Origin of the sequence: Enterobacter sp. DSM 30060, assembly GCF_013375955.1 — a bacterium.
GTDB lineage: Bacteria > Pseudomonadota > Gammaproteobacteria > Enterobacterales > Enterobacteriaceae > Enterobacter > Enterobacter intestinihominis.
On the sequence record NZ_CP056118.1, the window covers coordinates 1,154,868 to 1,177,259 of the forward strand.

The 22,392-nt window shown below is 54.5% G+C and carries 18 protein-coding genes; 7 read left to right on the top strand and 11 right to left on the bottom strand.

The window, feature by feature from the left end; genetic code table 11:
• Positions 1-251 precede the first annotated feature (251 nt).
• From gltB to codA, 4 genes are all read left to right on the top strand, one after another.
• On the top strand, positions 252-4,712 hold the full coding sequence (gene gltB / locus HWQ15_RS05485; protein ID WP_022649542.1) for a glutamate synthase large subunit: 4,461 nt from the start codon (positions 252-254) through the stop codon (positions 4,710-4,712).
• A 9-nt stretch (positions 4,713-4,721) separates the two neighbouring features.
• Positions 4,722-6,140, top strand: coding sequence for a glutamate synthase subunit GltD (gene gltD, locus HWQ15_RS05490; RefSeq protein ID WP_032626441.1), 1,419 nt, complete (start codon positions 4,722-4,724; stop codon positions 6,138-6,140).
• Between the two features lie 187 nt (positions 6,141-6,327).
• Positions 6,328-7,578, top strand: coding sequence for a cytosine permease (gene codB / locus HWQ15_RS05495; RefSeq protein ID WP_045308043.1), 1,251 nt, complete (start codon positions 6,328-6,330; stop codon positions 7,576-7,578).
• Positions 7,568-8,848: a cytosine/isoguanine deaminase gene (codA, locus tag HWQ15_RS05500; protein ID WP_063146516.1), complete on the top strand. Its 1,281-nt coding sequence runs from the start codon at positions 7,568-7,570 to the stop codon at positions 8,846-8,848. Before codB ends, codA begins: the two co-directional genes overlap by 11 nt.
• Before the next feature lie 149 nt (positions 8,849-8,997).
• Here codA and HWQ15_RS05505 read toward each other — a convergent pair whose 3' ends face one another.
• The 11 genes from HWQ15_RS05505 to zapE form a co-directional block, all read right to left on the bottom strand.
• A complete protein-coding gene (locus HWQ15_RS05505; protein ID WP_022649546.1) occupies positions 8,998-9,702 on the bottom strand; it encodes a DUF1120 domain-containing protein in 705 nt (234 codons plus the stop codon).
• Positions 9,699-10,229 (bottom strand): hypothetical protein, encoded by a 531-nt coding sequence (locus tag HWQ15_RS05510; protein WP_045622117.1) that lies wholly within the window; start codon positions 10,227-10,229, stop codon positions 9,699-9,701. Before HWQ15_RS05510 ends, HWQ15_RS05505 begins: the two co-directional genes overlap by 4 nt.
• Positions 10,226-12,613: a fimbrial biogenesis usher protein gene (locus HWQ15_RS05515; RefSeq protein ID WP_063149054.1), complete on the bottom strand. Its 2,388-nt coding sequence runs from the start codon at positions 12,611-12,613 to the stop codon at positions 10,226-10,228. Before HWQ15_RS05515 ends, HWQ15_RS05510 begins: the two co-directional genes overlap by 4 nt.
• A 24-nt stretch (positions 12,614-12,637) precedes the next feature.
• Positions 12,638-13,309: a fimbria/pilus chaperone family protein gene (locus tag HWQ15_RS05520; RefSeq protein ID WP_022649549.1), complete on the bottom strand. Its 672-nt coding sequence runs from the start codon at positions 13,307-13,309 to the stop codon at positions 12,638-12,640.
• Positions 13,310-13,456: 147 nt separating this feature from the next.
• Positions 13,457-14,203 carry a DUF1120 domain-containing protein gene (locus HWQ15_RS05525; RefSeq protein WP_022649550.1) on the bottom strand — a complete coding sequence of 249 codons (747 nt, stop codon included), beginning with the start codon at positions 14,201-14,203 and terminating at the stop codon, positions 13,457-13,459.
• 49 nt (positions 14,204-14,252) lie between these two features.
• Positions 14,253-14,993, bottom strand: coding sequence for a DUF1120 domain-containing protein (locus HWQ15_RS05530; RefSeq protein ID WP_022649551.1), 741 nt, complete (start codon positions 14,991-14,993; stop codon positions 14,253-14,255).
• Between the two features lie 268 nt (positions 14,994-15,261).
• Positions 15,262-15,759 carry a ClpXP protease specificity-enhancing factor gene (gene sspB / locus HWQ15_RS05535; RefSeq protein WP_032622090.1) on the bottom strand — a complete coding sequence of 166 codons (498 nt, stop codon included), beginning with the start codon at positions 15,757-15,759 and terminating at the stop codon, positions 15,262-15,264.
• Positions 15,760-15,764: 5 nt separating this feature from the next.
• Entirely contained in the window at positions 15,765-16,403 is a 639-nt protein-coding gene (gene sspA / locus HWQ15_RS05540; RefSeq protein WP_003860438.1) for a stringent starvation protein SspA, read from the bottom strand.
• A gap of 307 nt (positions 16,404-16,710) precedes the next feature.
• Complete coding sequence (gene rpsI / locus HWQ15_RS05545) at positions 16,711-17,103, bottom strand: 30S ribosomal protein S9 (RefSeq protein ID WP_003860436.1); 393 nt, start codon at positions 17,101-17,103, stop codon at positions 16,711-16,713.
• Between the two features lie 15 nt (positions 17,104-17,118).
• Positions 17,119-17,547, bottom strand: coding sequence for a 50S ribosomal protein L13 (gene rplM, locus HWQ15_RS05550; RefSeq protein ID WP_003860434.1), 429 nt, complete (start codon positions 17,545-17,547; stop codon positions 17,119-17,121).
• 403 nt (positions 17,548-17,950) lie between these two features.
• The gene (gene zapE, locus HWQ15_RS05555; protein ID WP_023298735.1) at positions 17,951-19,075 is read right to left on the bottom strand and encodes a cell division protein ZapE; all 1,125 of its coding nucleotides are present in this window, start codon (positions 19,073-19,075) and stop codon (positions 17,951-17,953) included.
• 189 nt (positions 19,076-19,264) lie between these two features.
• Here zapE and zapG point away from each other — a divergent pair, with 189 nt between their 5' ends.
• The 3 genes from zapG (at position 19,265) to degS (ending at position 22,361) form a co-directional block, all read left to right on the top strand.
• On the top strand, positions 19,265-19,663 hold the full coding sequence (zapG, locus tag HWQ15_RS05560; RefSeq protein ID WP_022649554.1) for a Z-ring associated protein ZapG: 399 nt from the start codon (positions 19,265-19,267) through the stop codon (positions 19,661-19,663).
• Between the two features lie 170 nt (positions 19,664-19,833).
• Positions 19,834-21,201, top strand: coding sequence for a serine endoprotease DegQ (degQ, locus tag HWQ15_RS05565; RefSeq protein WP_022649555.1), 1,368 nt, complete (start codon positions 19,834-19,836; stop codon positions 21,199-21,201).
• A 92-nt stretch (positions 21,202-21,293) separates the two neighbouring features.
• Positions 21,294-22,361, top strand: coding sequence for an outer membrane-stress sensor serine endopeptidase DegS (gene degS, locus HWQ15_RS05570; RefSeq protein ID WP_003860430.1), 1,068 nt, complete (start codon positions 21,294-21,296; stop codon positions 22,359-22,361).
• Positions 22,362-22,392: the final 31 nt, after the last annotated feature.

The window sequence follows — 22,392 nt, forward strand, 5'->3', positions numbered from 1 at the left end:
CCAATTCCCGATAAGTTGGAAATCCGCTGGAAGCTTTCTGGATGAGCGGCCTGCTCATCATATTTATGCAGTAATTGAGATTCCCTCTGAAGCAAGTCCTCAAACTTGTTTACCTGCGCGAAAGGATGAAAAAGAGGGCGAATGCGAGGTCCGCGTATGAAACGCTAACCCCGTCGCCATGCTCTTTCTGCGCCTGTGCGCCACGGTAAAGTTCAGTGGGAAGCCCGACGAGCCTGGGGAGGTTCACTGATATGTTGTACGATAAATCCCTTGAGAAGGATAACTGTGGTTTCGGCCTGATCGCCCACATAGAAGGCGAACCTAGCCACAAGGTAGTGCGTACTGCTATTCACGCACTGGCCCGTATGCAGCACCGTGGCGCCATCCTTGCCGATGGTAAAACCGGCGACGGTTGCGGTCTGCTGCTGCAAAAACCGGATCGTTTCTTCCGCATCGTGGCGGAAGAGCGCGGCTGGCGTTTAGCCAAAAACTACGCTGTCGGTATGCTGTTCCTGAATCAGGATCCTGAAAAAGCTGCCGCGTCACGCCGCATCGTTGAAGAAGAACTTCAGCGTGAAACCCTGTCGATTGTCGGCTGGCGCGATGTGCCAACCAACGAAGGGGTGCTCGGTGAAATCGCCCTCTCCTCGCTGCCTCGTATTGAACAGATTTTCGTCAACGCGCCTGCGGGCTGGCGTCCGCGTGATATGGAACGCCGTCTGTTTATTGCCCGCCGCCGCATTGAAAAACGTCTTCAGGACGATAAAGAGTTCTACGTCTGTAGCCTCTCTAACCTGGTGAACATCTATAAAGGTCTGTGCATGCCGGCTGACCTGCCGCGCTTCTACCTGGACCTGGCGGATCTGCGTCTGGAATCGGCCATTTGCCTGTTCCACCAGCGCTTCTCCACCAACACCGTTCCACGCTGGCCGCTGGCTCAGCCGTTCCGCTACCTGGCGCACAACGGTGAGATCAACACCATCACCGGTAACCGCCAGTGGGCCCGCGCCCGTACCTATAAGTTCCAGACCCCGCTGATCCCGGACCTGCACGATGCCGCGCCGTTCGTGAACGAAACCGGCTCGGACTCCAGCTCAATGGATAACATGCTGGAACTGCTGCTGGCGGGCGGGATGGATATCGTGCGCGCCATGCGTCTGCTTGTACCGCCGGCCTGGCAGAACAACCCGGATATGGACCCTGAGCTGCGCGCGTTCTTTGACTTTAACTCCATGCACATGGAGCCGTGGGATGGCCCGGCAGGCATCGTTATGTCCGACGGACGTTTTGCCGCCTGTAACCTGGACCGTAACGGTCTGCGTCCGGCGCGCTATGTCATTACCAAAGACAAGCTCATCACCTGTGCCTCTGAAGTGGGTATCTGGGATTACCAGCCAGACGAAGTGGTCGAGAAAGGCCGCGTCGGACCGGGTGAGCTGATGGTGATCGACACCCGCGGTGGGCGTATTCTGCACTCTGCTGAAACCGACAACGATCTGAAGAGCCGCCATCCGTACAAAGAGTGGATGGAGAAAAACGTGCGTCGTCTGGTGCCGTTTGAAGATCTGTCGGACGAAGAAGTGGGTAGCCGCGAGCTGGACGATGACACCCTCGCGAGCTTCCAGAAGCAGTTTAACTACAGCGCGGAAGAGCTGGACTCGGTTATTCGCGTGCTCGGCGAAAACGGCCAGGAAGCGGTCGGCTCAATGGGTGACGATACCCCGTTTGCTGTGCTCTCCAGCCAGCCACGCATTATTTACGACTATTTCCGTCAGCAGTTTGCGCAAGTCACCAACCCGCCAATCGATCCGCTGCGCGAAGCCCACGTCATGTCGCTGGCCACCAGCATCGGCCGTGAGATGAACGTATTCTGTGAAGCCGAAGGCCAGGCGCACCGTCTGACCTTTAAATCACCGATCCTGCTGTACTCCGATTTCAAACAGCTCACCACCATGACCGAGGAGCACTATCGCGCCGACACGCTCGATATCACCTTCGACGTGACCGAAACGAGCCTCGAAGAGACGGTGAACGCGCTGTGCGACAAAGCCGAGCAGATGGTGCGTAACGGCACCGTTCTGCTGGTGCTGTCTGACCGCAACATCGCGAAAAACCGTCTGCCGGTGCCTGCCCCCATGGCGGTGGGGGCTATCCAGACGCGTCTGGTGGACAAGAGCCTGCGCTGCGATGCCAACATCATCGTTGAAACTGCGAGCGCGCGCGACCCGCACCACTTTGCGGTGCTGTTAGGCTTTGGCGCCACGGCGATCTACCCGTATCTGGCCTACGAAACACTGGCCCGCCTGGTGGATACCCGCGCGATCGACAAAGACTACCGTGCTGTGATGCTGAACTACCGTAACGGCATCAACAAAGGTCTGTACAAGATCATGTCCAAAATGGGCATCTCGACCATCGCCTCTTACCGCTGCTCGAAGCTGTTTGAAGCGGTCGGTCTGCATGACGACGTTGCCAACCTCTGCTTCCAGGGCGTGATCAGCCGTATTGGTGGCGCAGGCTTTGCTGACTTCCAGCAGGATCTGGTGAACCTGTCGAAACGCGCCTGGCTGGCACGTAAGCCGCTGGAACAGGGCGGTCTGCTGAAATACGTTCACGGGGGTGAGTATCACGCTTATAACCCGGACGTGGTGCGCACACTGCAACAGGCGGTGCAAAGCGGCGAGTACAGCGATTATCAGCAGTATGCTGAGCTGGTGAACAACCGTCCGGCGGCGACGCTGCGCGATCTCATTGCCCTCAATCCGGGTGAGGAAGCGGTCAGCATTGACGAGGTTGAACCCGCATCTGAGCTGTTCAAACGTTTCGATACTGCGGCGATGTCTATCGGCGCGCTGAGCCCGGAAGCCCACGAAGCGCTGGCGGAAGCCATGAACAGCATCGGCGGCAACTCCAACTCCGGCGAAGGCGGTGAAGATCCTGCCCGTTACGGCACCAATAAAGTGTCCCGTATCAAGCAGGTAGCGTCCGGCCGTTTCGGCGTAACGCCTGCGTACCTGGTTAACGCCGACGTGATCCAGATTAAGGTCGCGCAGGGGGCAAAACCGGGTGAAGGCGGTCAGCTGCCGGGTGATAAAGTCACCCCGTACATCGCTAAGCTTCGCTACTCGGTGCCGGGCGTGACGCTGATCTCCCCGCCGCCGCACCACGATATTTACTCTATCGAGGATCTGGCGCAGCTGATTTTCGACCTGAAACAGGTCAACCCGAAAGCGATGATCTCCGTGAAGCTGGTTTCCGAGCCGGGCGTTGGCACCATCGCCACCGGCGTGGCGAAAGCCTATGCGGATTTGATCACCATCGCCGGCTACGACGGCGGCACCGGCGCAAGCCCGCTCTCCTCCGTAAAATACGCGGGTTGTCCGTGGGAGCTTGGCCTGGTGGAAACCCAGCAGGCGCTGGTCGCCAACGGCCTGCGTCACAAAATCCGTTTGCAGGTAGACGGCGGGCTGAAAACCGGCCTCGACATCATCAAAGCGGCGATTCTGGGTGCGGAAAGCTTCGGCTTCGGTACCGGCCCGATGGTTGCGCTCGGCTGTAAATACCTGCGTATTTGCCACCTGAATAACTGCGCAACGGGCGTTGCTACCCAGGACGAAAAGCTGCGTAAGAATCACTATCACGGCCTCCCGTTCAAAGTGACTAACTACTTTGACTTCATCGCCCGTGAAACCCGCGAGCTGATGGCGCAGCTGGGCGTGAAGCGTCTGGTGGATCTGATTGGCCGTACCGACCTGCTGAAAGAGCTTGAGGGCTTCACGGCCAAGCAGCAGAAGCTGGAGCTGTCTAAGCTGCTGGAAACCGCTCAGCCGCATCCTGGCAAAGCGGTTTACTGCACCGAGAACAACCCGCCGTTCGACAACGGCGTGCTGAACGCGCAGCTGCTGCAACAGGCGAAGCCGTACGTGGATGAGAAGCAGAGCAAAACGTTCTGGTTTGATATCCGCAACACCGATCGTTCCGTGGGTGCATCCCTCTCCGGTTACATCGCGCAAACGCACGGTGACCAGGGCCTGGCGTCGGATCCGATTACCGCGCACTTCAGCGGTACCGCGGGTCAGAGCTTCGGTGTGTGGAACGCGGGCGGCGTTGAGTTATACCTGACCGGTGATGCCAACGACTACGTCGGAAAAGGCATGGCGGGCGGTCTGCTGGCGGTGCGTCCTCCGGTTGGTTCAGCCTTCCGCAGCCATGAAGCAAGCATCATCGGCAATACCTGTCTGTACGGTGCAACCGGCGGTCGTCTGTTTGCCGCGGGCCGTGCGGGCGAGCGTTTTGCGGTGCGTAACTCCGGTGCCATCACCGTGGTGGAAGGCATCGGCGATAACGGCTGTGAATACATGACGGGCGGAATTGTGTGCGTCCTGGGTAAAACCGGCGTGAACTTTGGCGCGGGCATGACGGGCGGTTTTGCCTACGTCCTGGATGAAGACGGTGAGTTCCGCAAACGCGTGAACCCGGAACTGGTGGAAGTGCTGGACGTTGATACGCTGGCCATCCACGAAGAACACCTGCGCGGCTTAATTACCGAACACGTGCAGCATACCGGTTCTTCGCGCGGCGAAGAGATCCTGGCCAACTGGCCGGCGTTCTCTGCAAAATTCGCGCTGGTTAAGCCGAAGTCCAGCGATGTTAAAGCCCTGTTGGGTCACCGTAGTCGTAGCGCAGCAGAGCTGCGCGTGCAGGCGCAGTAAGGAATTCAGATGAGCCAGAACGTTTACCAGTTTATCGACCTTCAGCGTGTTGATCCGCCAAAGAAACCGCTGAAGATCCGTAAAATTGAATTTGTTGAAATCTACGAGCCGTTTTCAGAAGGCCAGGCCAAAGCACAGGCAGACCGCTGCCTGTCCTGCGGTAACCCTTACTGCGAATGGAAGTGTCCGGTCCATAACTACATCCCGAACTGGCTGAAGTTGGCCAACGAAGGGCGTATTTTTGAAGCCGCCGAGCTGTCTCATCAGACCAACACCCTGCCGGAAGTGTGCGGCCGCGTGTGCCCTCAGGATCGTCTGTGTGAAGGCTCCTGTACGCTGAACGACGAGTTTGGCGCGGTGACCATCGGCAACATCGAACGTTATATCAACGATAAAGCGTTCGAAATGGGCTGGCGGCCGGATATGACCGGTGTGCGTCAAACCGACAAGCGCGTGGCGATTATTGGCGCGGGCCCGGCAGGCCTTGCCTGTGCGGACGTGCTGACCCGTAACGGCGTGAAAGCGGTGGTCTTTGATCGCCACCCTGAGATTGGCGGCCTGCTGACCTTCGGTATCCCAGCCTTCAAGCTGGAGAAAGAGGTGATGACCCGCCGCCGCGAAATCTTCACCGGCATGGGCATTGAGTTCAAACTGAACGTGGAAGTGGGCCGTGACGTGCAGCTCGACGACCTGCTGAAGGATTACGACGCCGTGTTCCTGGGCGTGGGTACTTATCAGTCCATGCGCGGTGGCCTGGAGAACGAAGATGCGCCGGGCGTGTACGACGCGCTGCCGTTCCTGATTGCCAACACCAGGCAGATCATGGGCTACGGTGAGACCGCCGATGAGCCGTTCGTCAGCATGGAAGGCAAACGCGTGGTGGTGCTGGGCGGCGGTGATACCGCGATGGACTGCGTGCGTACCTCCATTCGTCAGAACGCGGCGCACGTCATCTGTGCTTACCGTCGTGACGAAGAGAACATGCCGGGCTCTAAGCGCGAAGTGAAAAACGCGCGTGAAGAGGGCGTGGAGTTCCAGTTCAACATCCAGCCTCTGGGTATTGAGGTGAATGCCAACGGTAGAGTGAGCGGCGTGAAGATGGCGCGCACGGAGATGGGCGCGCCGGATGCGAAAGGCCGTCGTCGCGCGGAGATCGTGGCCGGTTCTGAACACGTGATCCCGGCTGACGCCGTGGTGATGGCGTTTGGTTTCCGTCCTCACAGCATGGAGTGGCTGGCGAAGCACAGCGTAGAGCTGGACTCTCAGGGCCGCATAATTGCGCCGGAAGGCAGCGACAACGCGTTCCAGACCAGCAACCCGAAAATCTTCGCCGGTGGCGACATCGTTCGCGGCTCTGACCTGGTGGTCACGGCGATTGCCGAAGGCCGTAAAGCGGCTGACGGGATCATGAACTTCCTGGAAGTGTAAGCCCCTCTGACTCCCCGGCAGAAGCATAAAGCGGAACGCTGGGGAGCCTGTTTTCAGTAGCCTGCCCTTAAGTTAATGATACCTTTTTAAGCAAAAAAGCAGCGCAAACCCTGACGTAAACGTTTGCTTTCATGTAAAAACTGTATATTATGCGGCGGATTTTTTGGCCAAAATTCAAGGAGGCGTTGTGTCGCAAGATAACAATTATAGCCAGGGCCCCGTCCCTCTGGCGGCGCGGAAAGGCGTGATTCCACTCACTTTTGTGATGTTAGGGTTAACCTTTTTTTCCGCCAGTATGTGGACCGGAGGTACGCTCGGTACCGGTCTTTCCTATAATGATTTCTTCCTCGCAGTTCTCTTCGGCAATCTCCTCCTCGGTATTTACACTGCTTTTCTTGGCTACATTGGCGCAAAAACCGGCCTCTCAACCCATCTTCTTGCGCGTTACTCGTTCGGTATAAAAGGTTCCTGGCTTCCCTCCATGCTTTTAGGCGGTACGCAGGTAGGATGGTTTGGCGTCGGCGTAGCGATGTTTGCCATCCCGGTGAGTAAAGCCACGGGCATCGACGTCAATATCCTGATCGCGGTATCCGGTCTGTTGATGACCATGACCATCTTCTTTGGTATCTCAGCACTGACGATTCTGTCGATCATCGCCGTTCCCGCGATAGTTATCCTCGGCAGCTACTCCGTCTGGCTGGCGGTGCACGGCGTGGGCGGGCTGGATCATTTAAAAGCGATGGTGCCACAGACCCCGCTCAATTTTTCAGGCGCGCTGGCGCTGGTCGTCGGCTCCTTCATCAGCGCCGGAACGCTGACCGCCGACTTCGTCCGCTTTGGGCGTAACGCGAAAGGCGCCGTGGTGGTGGCAATGGTGGCGTTTTTCCTTGGCAACTCGCTGATGTTTATCTTCGGTGCGGCAGGCGCCGCGGCAGTTGGACAGGCGGATATCTCGGACGTGATGATCGCTCAGGGGCTACTGCTGCCCGCCATTATCGTTCTCGGCCTGAACATCTGGACAACCAACGACAACGCGCTCTATGCGTCGGGTCTGGGCTTTGCCAACGTGACCGGCCTTTCCAGCCGCACGCTGTCGGTGGTTAACGGTATTATCGGCACGCTCTGCGCGCTGTGGCTGTACAATAACTTTGTCGGCTGGCTCACCTTTCTGTCGGCGGCGATCCCTCCCGTCGGTGGGGTGATTATCGCCGACTATCTGATCAACCGCCGCCGCTACGCCAGCTTCCATAGCGCTACCTTTGTGCCGGTCAACTGGGTAGCCATTCTTTCGGTCGCGCTCGGCGTGGCTGCCGGGAATATTATTCCCGGTATAGTGCCGGTGAATGCGGTCCTCGGTGGCGTATTCAGCTACCTTCTGTTAACCCCCTTTGTCAGACGTACCTTTGCTACCGCCCCGGAGGCTCCCCATGCAGAATAATACCCTCACCATTCGTCAGGCCCGTTTACAGGGGCAAGAGGGGTTATGGCAGATCGCAATTGAAAACGGGCGCTTTAGCCGTATTGAACCGCAGGACGCGGCATCGTCACCTGCGGGCCAGGTGCTTGATGCTGAAGGCGGGCTGGTCATTCCCCCTTTCGTTGAGCCGCATATCCATCTGGATACCACTCAAACGGCTGGTGAACCGAGCTGGAACCAGTCTGGTACCTTATTCGAGGGGATTGAGCGCTGGGCTGAACGTAAGGCGCTGCTCACCCACGAAGATGTTAAGACCCGCGCAATGCAGACGCTGAAGTGGCAGATGGCCAACGGCATTCAGCATGTGCGTACTCACGTTGACGTCTCCGATCCCACGCTGACGGCGCTGAAAGCGATGCTGGAAGTGAAGCAGGAGGTCGCCCCGTGGGTCGATCTGCAAATCGTGGCGTTCCCCCAGGAGGGCATTCTTTCTTATCCCAACGGTGAAGCGTTGCTGGAAGAGGCGGTGCGTATGGGGGCGGACGTCATTGGCGCAATTCCGCACTTTGAATTTACCCGCGAGTATGGTGTGGAGTCGTTGCACAAAACCTTCGCACTGGCGCAGAAGTACGACAGGCTGATCGACGTACACTGCGACGAAATCGATGATGAACAGTCGCGCTTCGTGGAAACCGTCGCCGCGCTGGCGCACCGTGATGGGATGGGCGCGCGCGTTACCGCCAGCCATACCACAGCGATGCACTCCTATAATGGCGCCTACGCGTCCCGCCTGTTTCGTTTGCTGAAAATGTCGGGCATCAACTTCGTCGCCAATCCGCTGGTGAACATCCACCTTCAGGGCCGTTTCGACACCTATCCTAAGCGCCGCGGCGTAACGCGCGTGAAAGAGATGCTGGAGGCGGGGATCAACGTCTGCTTTGGGCATGATGACGTTTTCGATCCGTGGTATCCCCTGGGCACCGCCAATATGTTGCAGGTGCTGCATATGGGTTTACACGTCTGCCAGCTGATGGGGTACGGGCAGATTAACGACGGGCTGAATCTGATCACCACCCACAGCGCGAAAACGCTCAACCTGCAGGACTACGGCGTGAAGGTGGGTAATTCTGCGAACCTGGTTGTTTTACCGGCCGAAAATGGCTTTGATGCGGTTCGTCGCCAGACGCCAGCGCGTTATTCTGTTCGTCACGGACGGGTTATCGCCGAGACGGTACCCAGCCAGACAACGCTGCATCTGACGCAGCCGGAAGCGGTGACCTTTAAACGGTAATTATCGTTTCAGGAAATCTCATCCGGAGACGTATCAGCCTGTTTACGCTTTATCAGGTCTACAAACCGCAGCCTCTTTGCAGACCTGGTAAGCGCGGCGCCAGCGGTGAACTGGCGCGTCTATTTTCGATATTCTTTTGCAGAAAGAGATTATAAATAGACCAGCGTAATCACCGCCTCGCCGTCCAGCTTGATCTCTTGCCCGCTGCCAAGCCCGTTGGCGACAGCGGCGCTCACCTGTAGCGGAACAACCGCCGATGAGATCGGCTGCGGAATATCCGTGCCTTTTTGCACAAACGTATAGAAAAAGTCCTGCTGGGTCGGCAAGGGCAATAGCGTCGTGCGCGTCCATGGACCATTTTTGGTCGCGGCCCCGGCGATCTCCACCTGAACAGCGGCACTTTCGTCGGCTGCCGTCACGCCTGCCGCGTTAATTTGCACCCCATAACTGCCAATCGGCTTCTGCTCGCTGGTCAATCCTAAACCAAACAGGCGGGTCGTATCACGCACATAGGCACCGTTATTTATCTGGAATTTTACCCCTTCTTGCCCGGATTTATCTTTGCCAACGACCACGGAACTGGCACGGGTATCACGCGCGGTAATCGCAACTCCCGTAGAAGATTCACACGTCACCGATAGTGTAAGATCGCGAGTACCAAGCTGTGTGAATGCGCTGGAGGAGAGCGACCCCGCATAGCGCGTGCCGAAATCTGCCACACCGCCATTGCTCAACGCCGGTGTACAGGCGGCAGCGTCAACGGTGACATCCACATCAATATTGACCGTATCAGTTGCCCATACCGCTGAAGCGGCAGACATTCCGCAGAGTAATAGCGCTATACGCTTTTTCATTGTACATCCATCCTTACGCGTAAATTTCCGCGCCACACTTCTCTGTCCGTAATATGGTTACTTTTGAAGCGCGGTTTGATGGTAAGCGTGACAGACGCCGTTTTTCCCCGCAGCTCCTGACCGTTGATAAACGCAATCCCTTCGTTAAGCGCTGGCGCGATCTCTCTCACGCCGCCATTGGTAACCCACGGGTCGCCGGCATGGATAGCCGCCAGATTGACTGTACGATCGTCCACCGTTGCCTGCGCGGCAGTAATGCGCATGACGCCGTTATCACCAAAACCAAATTCATGCCCTTTCGGTACGTTACTGCCCAGAAAGAGACGAATACGCGACGGTTCATCGCATATCACGTTCAGGACAATCTGTTTCTCCGGCATCTCAATCAACGTGTTCCCTTCCGCCTGGCGCTCTGCGGCACTCATACGGCCATAGCTGAGTTTTTGCTGGCTTGATACTAACTGGCAGTCAGCCATAGCATGCAGAGAAAACGCCATTGCGCACACGGCTAAAATAAGCGCCTTCATTTACACACCTCATTGACAGTTTCATAGAATGTATCGGTATTTGCCTCTTTCGGAAGCTTCAGACCAAATGCACAGGTGCCGTTATCCAGTTTTGCCACCACCTGTTGAGCAGGTTCAACATCGTTAAAAAAGACCACGCCGTCATCCACTGAGGTCGTAAGATAATTTCCGTGCGAATCCTCAAGGGCGATCCCTTTCGGCAGCTTTTTACCGTTTGCCAGGGTAACGTTCACCAGTGCACGTCGCTGGGTTAACGCAGTAAAATCAAGATGCCCTACCGCTCCTTTGCCAAGCGTGACGACACGGGTTCCATTCCCGATATCCATATTTTTCGGCAATGTTTCCGTATCCACTTCTACCCGCGCTGGGCGCCAGGCTCCCACTGACGGTACCACTGCCTGACCACGGAAGTCGGTCCATACCGGCCCCTGGGGCGTGTCAATCCTCACACCGGAGACGGGTTTATCCAGAGCAGCGATCGCGAACGTGTCGCGGATCGCCCATGGAGAGAACGTAACGCCTTGTCCATGAACCGCGATGCCCCCCTGTAGCGATCCTGAATAGCTGCGGCTATTCTCGTTATCCGAACTGGCGCTCAGGCCAAGCTGCGTATAGTAAAGGTTGCTGCTTATCCCACCGTTTACATTATCGCGATTCGTGGCCTGATCGTGTTCAGCTCCCAGCGACCAGGATGTGGTATCACTTACAACGCCAAGCGCAGAGGCGCCATACCGCGTTTTATGGTCATCATGACGGCTGTACAGGCTAACGCTATTGCTGGCTCCAAAAGGAATACTGAGGTTGACGTAGAACAGATCGCCATCATCCTCATTCTCCTCATCTGCACTCAACTGATGTTGCCAGTTCATGGAAATCGTGGCGTACTTGAATGACTTGTTCCAACCCGCAGAGATGAAGCGGGAATCATCTGACTTATCATAACCCTGCGTTTGATAGTAGCTGGTGCTAAGCGTGCCTAAGTAGGGCACACTCCAGGTCAGCCCGGCGGAATACTCATTTTTATTACCGCTGTCGAAGTCATCATCCAGTGCTTCAAAAAGTTCGCGATAGTCTTGCGATTTATGCGTAACAGAGGCGTTAGCCCCCATGCCAAATGCGGGGTCAGAACTCCATGTTGCCGATAGCGTGTACCTCTGCCCTTTCAGTGAATCTTTCGAATCGTTGGACTGGTTCGCCTGGAGTGAAACAAGCCAGGCTGGTAGCGGCACTGTATCAAGGCTGGTGGCGACAGCCTGGTAATCTTCGCCTACGATTGAGCCTGCGTTGACATTCACCCGTTCGCTTAGTTTCCAGCCTCCAGAAAGGCTGGCTACCCATGGCGTTTCACTATAGCTATCGCTCACTCGTCCCAGCGCGAAGTGATATCCTGAAGGCGCCCCTGCGCTCTGGTTATACAGCGCTGCGGGCACCACATAGCTGTGCTGGCTGCCATCGGTTTCCACTACCGTCACGTTCAGATCGCTAACGCCGTTACGTACCGGCACATCGGTGAGATTAAACGGCCCGACCGGCACCAGTGTGCTGTACACCAGAACATTTTGCTGACGCACTTCAATACGGGCCTGAGGCGTATTGGCGATACCGGACACGCTCACTCCGCTACCGCCCTGTTGTAAGGCGCTTTCCGGTGAAAGCTCGATACCATAGATTCCCGTTCCCTGAAGAAGGGAGTTATTGATATTGACCTCGCCCGCCCTCAGGGTACTTTTCAGGGGGACAAAAGTATGCTGCAAATAGGTCGACGAGTTATTACTCTCGAATTCTCCGTCGCTCCGGCTCAGCAGTTGCTGAGTACGTAAGATCCAGTCGTCGAAATTGACCCCACCGTCCAGCATGGCCTGTGAATAGTCAGAGTGCCCGTCACCAAACTCATTGCGCGAGGAGAGAAGAGAATAATTCAACAGCGCAGCAGTGCCACCGGAAGTATAAGCTCCGATATCCGATTCGCTGTTTGCTACCCGATCCGCCGGTACAACCAGACTTAGAGATTCTTGCGCAGGCGAAGCCTCCACAATAGCGCTCGGGATATGACCGGTATAATCGTAGCAGCCGGACTCATAGTCAGAGGGAACTTTTAATCCTGCCTGCTCCATAAAAGGTTTGTCGAAACAGAGATCGCCGTTGTTGTCGAAACGAGCAATAACGTTGCCTTTATTATCACCATTCACCTTCAGAGCGACGGAAACGCTACCCGGTAAATACTTCGTCTTGCGGGAGAAATAATTTGATACGTCCGGGTTTATCCCCAGTGAACGAAGCGTTTCCTGATCAAAATTAATGGCAGCAGTCTCCATCTGCTGAGCCATCGCCTGGCCAGAACAGACCAGGCCAATGAGACAGGCGAGTAACGTTTTTTGCTGCATATCCTTTGCTGTCCTTATAGAGGCTTACTTCAAATCTGTAGTAAAGCGATCCCCTTTATAGCCGTAACGACTCGCCGGATAGAATTCAACTTTATTATCAGAGAAATTTGGTAATGTTGTTTTTATCGAGGTGTGAGGAAGGATGTAGGTCTTATCCAGCACACCCGCTTTTCCTGAGGGTAATGTTTTAAAGGATGCCGTTATACGAACAACGTAATCGCTGGGATTGTTGATAACCAGGCCATCACCCTTTTTGTTCCATGTCAAAAATTTCCATGGCTGCGTCTCCTCAGGTAGACCCGCAGGATGAATTACAACAGGAAGATCCTGGCGGATAGTCAACGCAACTTTATCTTCTCCTTTCTCCTTTGGAGGAATGCCTTCGAACGTGACGCGTTTAAGTTCTTCATACTTCATGGGTTTGCTGGTTTGCAGCAGAAAACGCATTCGCTGTGTTTCCCCGGCGTCGACACGGACTACAGGTTGAGAAACGATTAAACGAATAGATTTATCGCTATCAGGTAAATCTACAATGTTTGTATAAAGCAATGCAGGTTGCGAATCCGTATTTTTAACATTCATACTGGCTTCGCCTTTTTGTGCATCGACTAATAAAACCGATGTTTCTGGAACCATACCGGTGGCACAACACTTTGTCGCTACAGCCAACAACGCAAGATATAGAATTTTCTTCATGACTTTCCACTCACATAAATAAATAAAAATCATACCGGCATTATTTTTATTATTCTTGCGGCAGAGAAAGCTATTTTAATGCAAAAAAAGCGTGACAATGGCTTTTAAATACTCTAACCATTGCCACGTTAATTAAGCGTTAAATTATTAGAGATATACCAGACTAATGGTTGCGTTACCGTCCAGCGTAATTACGTCAGTCGTACCTAATACCGAGTTATCCTGCACTGCAGAGGTAACCAGCAACGGCACGCTAAGCTGTTTGAAGGCTTTTGGCTGCGTGGTACCGGCTGTTGCTACGGTATTCGCTTTTTGGTAGCCCGTGCAGCCATTAAGCGAGCAGAGGTAACCCAGGCCTGGCGCAACTTTCTCCCAGGAACGCTGACCTTCAGTGATGCTCCCTGTTACCAGGGTGTCAACATTCGCGCCATCCGCTGTGACCGCTTCAGTATTGATGGCAACGGTGTAAGCACCAATGCTCACGCCAGCGGTGGTTTTACCCAGACCAAAGGCACCAGCGGTGTTGCTGAAGTCTGATTTATCCGTACCGCTACCTGCGATAAACGCGGTTGAAGACAGGTTAACGCGACTGTCCAGGCGGTTATCGGTGGAGGTAAAAGCAACGCTCATGTTGCTTTCGCAACTGATATTTAGCGTGATGCTTTTCTGCCCCAATTGTACCAGCTTGTTTGTCGCACCGGTCGGTGCAATATTTTGGTTCAGTACCGTTCCATAATCTACAACGCCGCCATCAGGCAGGGTCGGCGTACATGCAGCCGGGTTAATCGTACCGACAACTTTCAGCGTAACATCGTTAGCGGCCTGGGCAGCAAAAGCGGATAAACCGAAGGCTACGGCGACGGTTGCTGCCGAGAGTACTTTTTTAAATTCCATTATTTTCATTTCCCGATTTATTTTCTACAGCATTTAGCAATAACGAATATCAAAGATAAACAAGGCTCAGCGTGGCATTACCGTCAAGCGTGATAGTATCGCCTGTACCCAATACAGTGTTGTCCTGAAGCGCAGTTGTAATGCGTAACGGCATATTCATAACTTTAAAAGCTTTTGGTGTGGTGGTTCCCGATGCAGCAGCCGTAAAGACACGTGTCTGGCCTGTGCCACTGTTAACTGGTGCAAAAGCACCCGTACTGGATTTTACCCAGGTATAATTTGATGTATCGGTACCTGTGGCTGCAATGAGATCAGCGACAACACCATCTGTTGTTGTATTAACGGGATCTGCTGCAATGACATAGGAGCCAATATTCACACCCGCACTCGTTTTACCCAAGCCATAGGCGTTTCCTGAAGCGTTAGCATTTACATTATCGAAAAAACCATTTTCAATATAAGCGGCGCTCCCCAGGCCCACACGAGTATCATGGCGGTTATCCGTAGAAGTCACCCCAACGCTGGTATCGCTGTCACAGGTAATAGTGAGAGTAATACTTTTAGCCCCCAACTGAACCAGTGTATTCGCCGTGCCAGTTGGATTGATGGTAGAAGCTGGCATTGTGCCATAATCTACCACTCCACCGTTTGGCAGTGAGGGTACGCAGGAACCAGGAACGATATTACCAATAACTTTCAACGTCACATCATTAGCAGCGTGTGCATTTGACATGGCGAGGGCTGCACAAATAGCAGCAGATGAAAATAATTTTTTAAAAGTGATATTCATAATTTGTCCTTAAAAGAAAATCCGTTTTTGTTAACGCACATATATATTTTCACAGGGTGATATCGGATACAATCAAATTAAAATAAAACATTATTGAAGATAAATTTAACTGTCCTACAGAAAATAACCCAACAAGATTAATCCCATGCCAATTAATAGACCTATATCTTTTGCAAAGACACAAGTTTTTTAGAGAGTAATTTTATGCAGAAAATAAAAAAACCTGCACAGTTGTGCAGGTTCGGAAAAATATTGTGCTTTATGAAGTTTATTTGACGACACGTAGTGCCGGACGACCACCGCGCGGAGGCGGATCGTCATCAGGGTCATTGTCGTCGTGATGATCGGGTTTATCGCCATCAATCACAGACATTACCGTGTCGCTTTCACGTTCATCGGATGTCCCATCATCGTTCAGGCTGGCGACCTCTTCATCATAAGCCGCTTCCGGTTCGAACATGGTACCTGCACCGTTTTCACGGGCGTAGATAGCCAGAACCGCAGCCAGCGGAACGGAAACCTGACGCGGCACGCCGCCGAAACGCGCATTAAAGCGCACTTCGTCGTTCGCCAGTTCCAGGTTACCCACTGCACGTGGCGCAATATTCAGTACAATCTGTCCGTCGCGTGCGTATTCCATTGGAACCTGCACGCCCGGCAACGTCACATCCACAACCAGGTGCGGCGTGAGCTGGTTATCCAGCAGCCATTCATAGAAGGCGCGCAGCAGATACGGACGGCGTGGTGAAAGTTGTGACATTTCCACAGTCATTAGCCTCGGCCGAGACGCATTTCGCGCTCCGGTTCAGTTAAGGATGCCAGGAAAGAGTCGCGTTCGAATACGCGAGTCATGTAGCCTTTCAGCTCTTTCGCGCCAGGACCGCTGAATTCTACGCCCAGGGTTGGCAGGCGCCACAGCAGCGGTGCCAGGTAGCAATCTACCAGGCTGAACTCATCGCTCAGGAAGAAAGGTTTTTGACCAAATACCGGCGCAATCGCCAGCAGCTCTTCACGCAGCTGTTTACGCGCAGCATCCGCTTCTGAAGAGGAACCGTTAACGATAACGTTCATCAGCGAGTACCAGTCTTTCTCGATACGCTGCATGTACAGGCGGCTTTCACCACGCGCAACAGGGTAAACAGGCATCAGCGGCGGATGCGGGAAACGCTCATCCAGGTATTCCATAATGATACGGGATTCCCACAGGGTCAGCTCGCGATCCACCAGCGTCGGTACGCTTTGGCTCGGGTTGAGATCGATCAGATCCTGAGGCGGGTTATCCTTTTCCACATGCTCGATCTCAAAACTGACACCCTTCTCGGCCAGCACGATACGAACCTGATGGCTATAAATGTCAGTAGGACCAGAAAACAGCGTCATTACCGAACGTTTGTTGGCAGCGACAGCCATGAAAACCTCCAGGTATATTCAGAATTTTTACTGCTACCAGCCCAACGGGGCCAGCCAGATGATGTATCGCCCATCCCAGAGAAAACACATTGTTCAAGAATCGAACAAAAATCGAGTATTCACCGATATTTGGGCATAAAATTGGATGATAGTTTACCAGATTTTGATGGCTTTGTGGTGAGGGGATGCCGGAAATGTGGAAAAAGAGAAGATATATGAAATGTTACTGTGGATAACCTGCGCATTATCCATAAAAAAACCCGCCGAAGCGGGTTTTTCGCCAATCGTTCTGCGTAAGCAGAATAGATTAACGTTTGGAGAACTGTGGACGACGACGTGCTTTACGCAGACCCACTTTCTTACGTTCAACCTGACGAGCGTCACGAGTAACGAAGCCAGCTTTACGCAGTTCAGAACGCAGGGATTCGTCGTACTCCATCAGCGCGCGGGTGATACCGTGACGGATCGCACCTGCCTGACCGGAGATACCACCACCTTTAACGGTGATGTACAGATCCAGTTTTTCTACCATATCAACCAGTTCCAGCGGCTGGCGAACTACCATGCGGGCAGTTTCGCGACCGAAGTATTGTTCCAGAGAACGCTGGTTAATTACGATTTTACCACTGCCCGGTTTAATGAAAACGCGAGCTGCGGAACTTTTGCGGCGACCAGTGCCGTAGTATTGATTTTCAGCCATTGCCTATAATCCCGATTAGATGTCAAGAACTTGCGGTTGCTGTGCCGCGTGGTTGTGCTCGTTGCCTGCGTAAACTTTCAGTTTACGGAACATAGCACGACCCAGCGGGCCTTTTGGCAGCATGCCTTTAACCGCGATTTCAATCACACGCTCAGGACGGCGGGCAATCATCTCTTCAAAGGTCGCTTCTTTGATACCACCGATGTGGCCGGTGTGGTGGTAGTACATTTTGTCAGTACGCTTGTTGCCGGTAACAGCAACTTTGTCAGCGTTCAGAACGATGATGTAATCACCGGTATCAACGTGCGGAGTATATTCCGCTTTATGCTTACCGCGCAGGCGACGAGCCAGTTCAGTAGCCAGACGGCCCAGAGTTTTACCGGTCGCGTCAACAACATACCAGTCGCGCTGTACGGTTTCTGGTTTAGCTGTAAAAGTTTTCATTAAAAGCTTACCCAAATAATAAGTTACACGTTGGTGAACACCCAAACGTTTAGTCAGTTGAGGTTCACACGACAAAGTCCGGCAAACCTACCCCTTCGAATAGCACATGCCGACACATAGAAAGTTTCGGGAAAAAAACCTTCTCGTAACGTGGGGTCGCAAGATTATAGAGAAGTTGAGGTCAAAGATCGACCCTTAAATGTGATTTGGGATGGGTTTTTCGGGGTTGCGTATTGTGCGGTCTGGTGCCCTCACCCCCAGCCCCTCTCCCACAGGGAGAGGGTAGCGTTTGTTAAGGCCTGGCGCCCTTACCTACAGCCCCTCTCCCACAGGGAGAGGGTAGCGTTTGTTAAGGCCTGGTGCCCTTACCCACAGCCCCTCTCCCACGGGGAGAGGGTAGCATTTATGGCATATGCTCACGCTTAAGGTACTCTTCGCTCTGCATCTCTTGCAGGCGCGACAGGCAGCGCTGGAACTCAAACTTCAGGCGCTCGCCCTGATAGATCTCATATAAAGGCACCTCGGCACTGACTACCAGCTTGACGTGGCGCTCATAAAACTCGTCCACCAGCGCGATGAAGCGGCGCGCTTCGCTCTCCATGAGAGGGGTCATGACGGGCACATCCCATAACATAACGGTATGGAACAGTCGCGAAAGCGCAATGTAGTCATGCTGGCTGCGGGCGTCCACGCAGAGCGTTGCAAACGAGACGGCCAGCGTCTGGTTCTCTACGCCAAGCGTCGGCAACGGACGATGATTAATCTCCAGCGCTGGCGCGTTATCCTGCGGCGCCCCTGCCAGCGCCAGCCAGAGTTTATCCATCTCGCGGGATGTGTCGGCATTCAGCGGTGAAAGCCACAGGTGCGCCTGCGTCAGCGTGCGCAAACGATAGTCGACGCCAGCGTCGACATTCATGATGTCGCAGTACTGCTTAATGGCATCTATGGCTGGCAGGAAACGCGCCCGCTGGAGACCGTTGCGATAAAGCTCATCCGGCGGGATATTTGAGGTCGCCACCAGGGTGATCCCACGCGCAAACAGCGCTTTCATCAGCCCCCCCAGCAGCATCGCGTCCGTAATATCGGAAACAAAGAATTCGTCGAAGCAGAGTACGTCCGTTTCCGCCTTGAAGCGGTCCGCCACGATTTCCAGCGGGTCGGTTTCGCCCTGGAGCGCCGTCAACTCCTCATGAACCCGCAGCATAAAACGGTGAAAGTGCAGACGCTGCTTACGCGTGCCGGGCAGGCTCTGGTAGAACATGTCCATCAGCCAGGTCTTACCCCGCCCAACGCCGCCCCACATATATAAGCCACGAACCGGTGCGTTTACCGTGGGCTCTTTTTTGCCCAGTAAACGGCCGAATGCCGCCTTCAGCCCACTGCTCTGCACCGCATCGGCGGGTTTCGCCAGAAGCTCCTGGTAAATCGTGTCCAGGCGGTTTACCGCTTCACGCTGGACATCATCCGGCTGGTGTGTGCCCTCACTCAGGGCGAGTTGGTAACGCGATGATGGGGACAGGTTTTGCATGATGTTATTGTTATTCCTTTAGTTAAACCTCATCAGCGCGCGTGGCTGATGAAAAAAAGGCCGTTCTACACTACGCGATGATACGTCAGGATTCCACTTCTGCGGAAATAGCGGTTATAGTGGCATAATCAGGCACAGGCAGGAGCCGAGCCAACACCCTACGGAACAACAAGACAACGGGAGAAGTTCATGACCTGGGAATATGCGCTAATCGGTTTAGTCGTCGGCATCATCATTGGTGCTGTGGCCATGCGTTTCGGTAACCGCAAATTGCGTCAGCAGCAGTCACTGCAATACGAACTGGAAAAGAACAAAGCCGAACTGGAAGAATACCGCGAAGAGCTGGTCAGCCACTTTGCCCGTAGCGCTGAGCTGCTGGACAACATGGCGACAGATTATCGCCAGCTCTACCAGCACATGGCGAAAAGCTCCAGCAGCCTGCTGCCGGAAATGACCGCGGAGAGCAACCCCTTCCGCAATCGTCTGGCGGACTCTGAGGCCGGTAACGATCAGGCACCGGTTCAGATGCCACGCGACTATTCAGACGGCGCGTCCGGCCTGCTGCGCGGTGGCGTAAAACGCGATTAATCGCACAACCTGAATAAATTTTACGGGCGCACCTTATGCGCCCGTCCTTTCTTCCCGTCCCCAGCTATTATTTAGTCAAACACCTCATTGTTCAGCGGTTGAAAATTCAATAACATCAAGATGTTTTTGGGGCCGTTCTTTTTCATTCCAGGATACGAGAGTCAGCATCGATGAAGAAAAAAAACCAGCTGTTGAGCGCCTTAGCGTTAAGTGTCGGGTTATCTCTCTCGGCGTCCTTCCCCGCCAGTGCGGCACTACCTTCGCAGGTGCCAGGACAAGAAGCCATTCCCAGCCTTGCGCCGATGCTTGAAAAAGTCCTGCCTGCGGTAGTCAGCGTTCAGGTGGAAGGGACGGCACGCCAAAGCCAGCGTATTCCCGAAGAGCTGAAGAAATATTTTGGCGAAGAGGCGCCGGATCAGCAGGCTCAGCCGTTTGAAGGCCTTGGTTCGGGCGTGATTATCGACGCGGCCAAAGGCTATATCCTGACCAATAACCACGTGATCAGCCAGGCTGATAAAATCAGCGTTCAGCTGAACGATGGCCGGGAGTTTGACGCCAAACTGATCGGCGGTGACGATCAGAGTGATATCGCCCTGCTACAGGTGCAAAACCCCAGCAACCTGACCCAGATCGCCATCGCCGATTCCGATAAGCTGCGCGTGGGTGATTTTGCCGTCGCGGTCGGTAATCCGTTCGGTTTAGGGCAGACCGCCACCTCCGGGATTGTCTCTGCCCTGGGGCGCAGCGGCCTGAATCTCGAAGGGCTGGAAAATTTCATCCAGACCGATGCCTCCATCAACCGGGGCAACTCCGGCGGTGCGCTGCTTAACCTGAACGGCGAACTGATCGGCATTAATACCGCTATCCTCGCACCAGGCGGCGGCAGCATCGGGATTGGTTTTGCCATTCCGAGTAACATGGCGAAAACCCTGTCTCAACAGCTGATACAGTTTGGCGAGGTTAAGCGCGGGCTGCTGGGCATTAAAGGCATGGAGATGAGCGCCGATATCGCCAAAGCCTTTAAGCTCAACGTCCAGCGCGGGGCGTTTGTCAGCGAAGTGCTGCCCAACTCAGGCTCTGCGAAAGCGGGCGTGAAATCCGGTGACGTTATTGTCAGCCTGAACGATAAACCGCTGAGCAGCTTCGCTGAATTACGTTCGCGTATTGCCACCACGGAGCCTGGCGCTAAAGTGAAGCTGGGCCTGATCCGCGAGGGCAAACCGCTGACCGTGGAGGTGACACTGGACAAGAGCACCTCTTCTTCCGCCAGTGCAGAACAGATCTCCCCGGCGCTACAGGGCGCAACGCTGAGCGACGGTCAGCTTAAAGACGGCACGAAAGGCATTTCTGTCACTGCCGTTGAGAAGAGCAGCCCGGCCGCGCAGGCAGGTTTACATCAGGACGACGTGATCGTGGGCGTGAACCGCACTCGCGTGCAGTCTATTGCCGAAATGCGTAAGGTGCTGGAGAGTAAACCGGCGGTCATTGCCCTGCAAATTATCCGTGGCAACGACACCCTCTACATTTTACTGCGTTAACCATTTGCGACTCCGGGCATCGCCGCTGCGTGTGATGTCCGGATAACTCATGTTATGCTGCAAACCGTTCCTTTTTTAACGACACACGCATCATGCTTTTAAAGCTCTTTCGTTCAATTGTCATTGGTTTGATCGTTGCCGGTCTGCTGCTGGTGGCTATGCCATCTTTACGCCAGTTCAACAAACTGTCGGCTCCTCAGTTCGACAGCACGGATGAAACGCCTGCAACGTACAATCAGGCGGTACGCCGTGCCGCCCCCGCCGTGGTTAACGTCTATAACCGCGGGCTTAACAGTTCCGCTCATAACCAGCTGGAGATCCGCACGCTTGGTTCCGGTGTGATCATGGATGACCGGGGTTACATCATCACCAATAAACACGTGATCAACGATGCCGACCAGATTATCGTCGCCTTGCAGGATGGCCGCGTGTTTGAAGCCCTGCTGGTGGGGTCGGACAGCCTGACCGATCTGGCGGTGCTGAAGATCAACGCCACGGGCGGTCTGCCGACTATCCCGATTAATCGCAAACGAACGCCGCATATCGGCGATGTGGTGCTGGCGATCGGTAACCCGTACAACCTGGGCCAGACCATCACTCAGGGGATCATCAGCGCGACAGGTCGAATTGGACTGAACCCGTCAGGGCGGCAGAACTTCCTGCAAACCGATGCCTCGATCAACCACGGTAACTCCGGCGGTGCGCTGGTGAACTCTCTGGGCGAACTGATGGGCATTAACACCCTCTCCTTCGACAAGAGCAACGATGGCGAAACACCGGAGGGGATTGGCTTTGCCATTCCGTTCCAGCTGGCGACCAAGATCATGGACAAGCTGATCCGCGATGGCCGCGTGATCCGTGGCTACATCGGTATTGGCGGGCGTGAAATCGCGCCGATGCATACGCAGGGCGGTGGTATCGATCAGATCCAGGGGATTGTGGTCAACGAAGTGGCACCTGGCGGCCCGGCGGCCAATGCAGGTATCCAGGTGAACGACGTTATTCTTTCCGTCAACGGCACGCCGGCGGTCTCTGCGCTTGAAACGATGGACCAGGTGGCGGAAATTCGACCGGGCTCTATCATCCCCGTAGAAGTCATGCGTAATGACAAGAAGCTCACGATTCAGGTCACCATCCAGGAATACCCGGCCACTAACTGACGGGCATAAAAAAACGGAGCTTAGCGCTCCG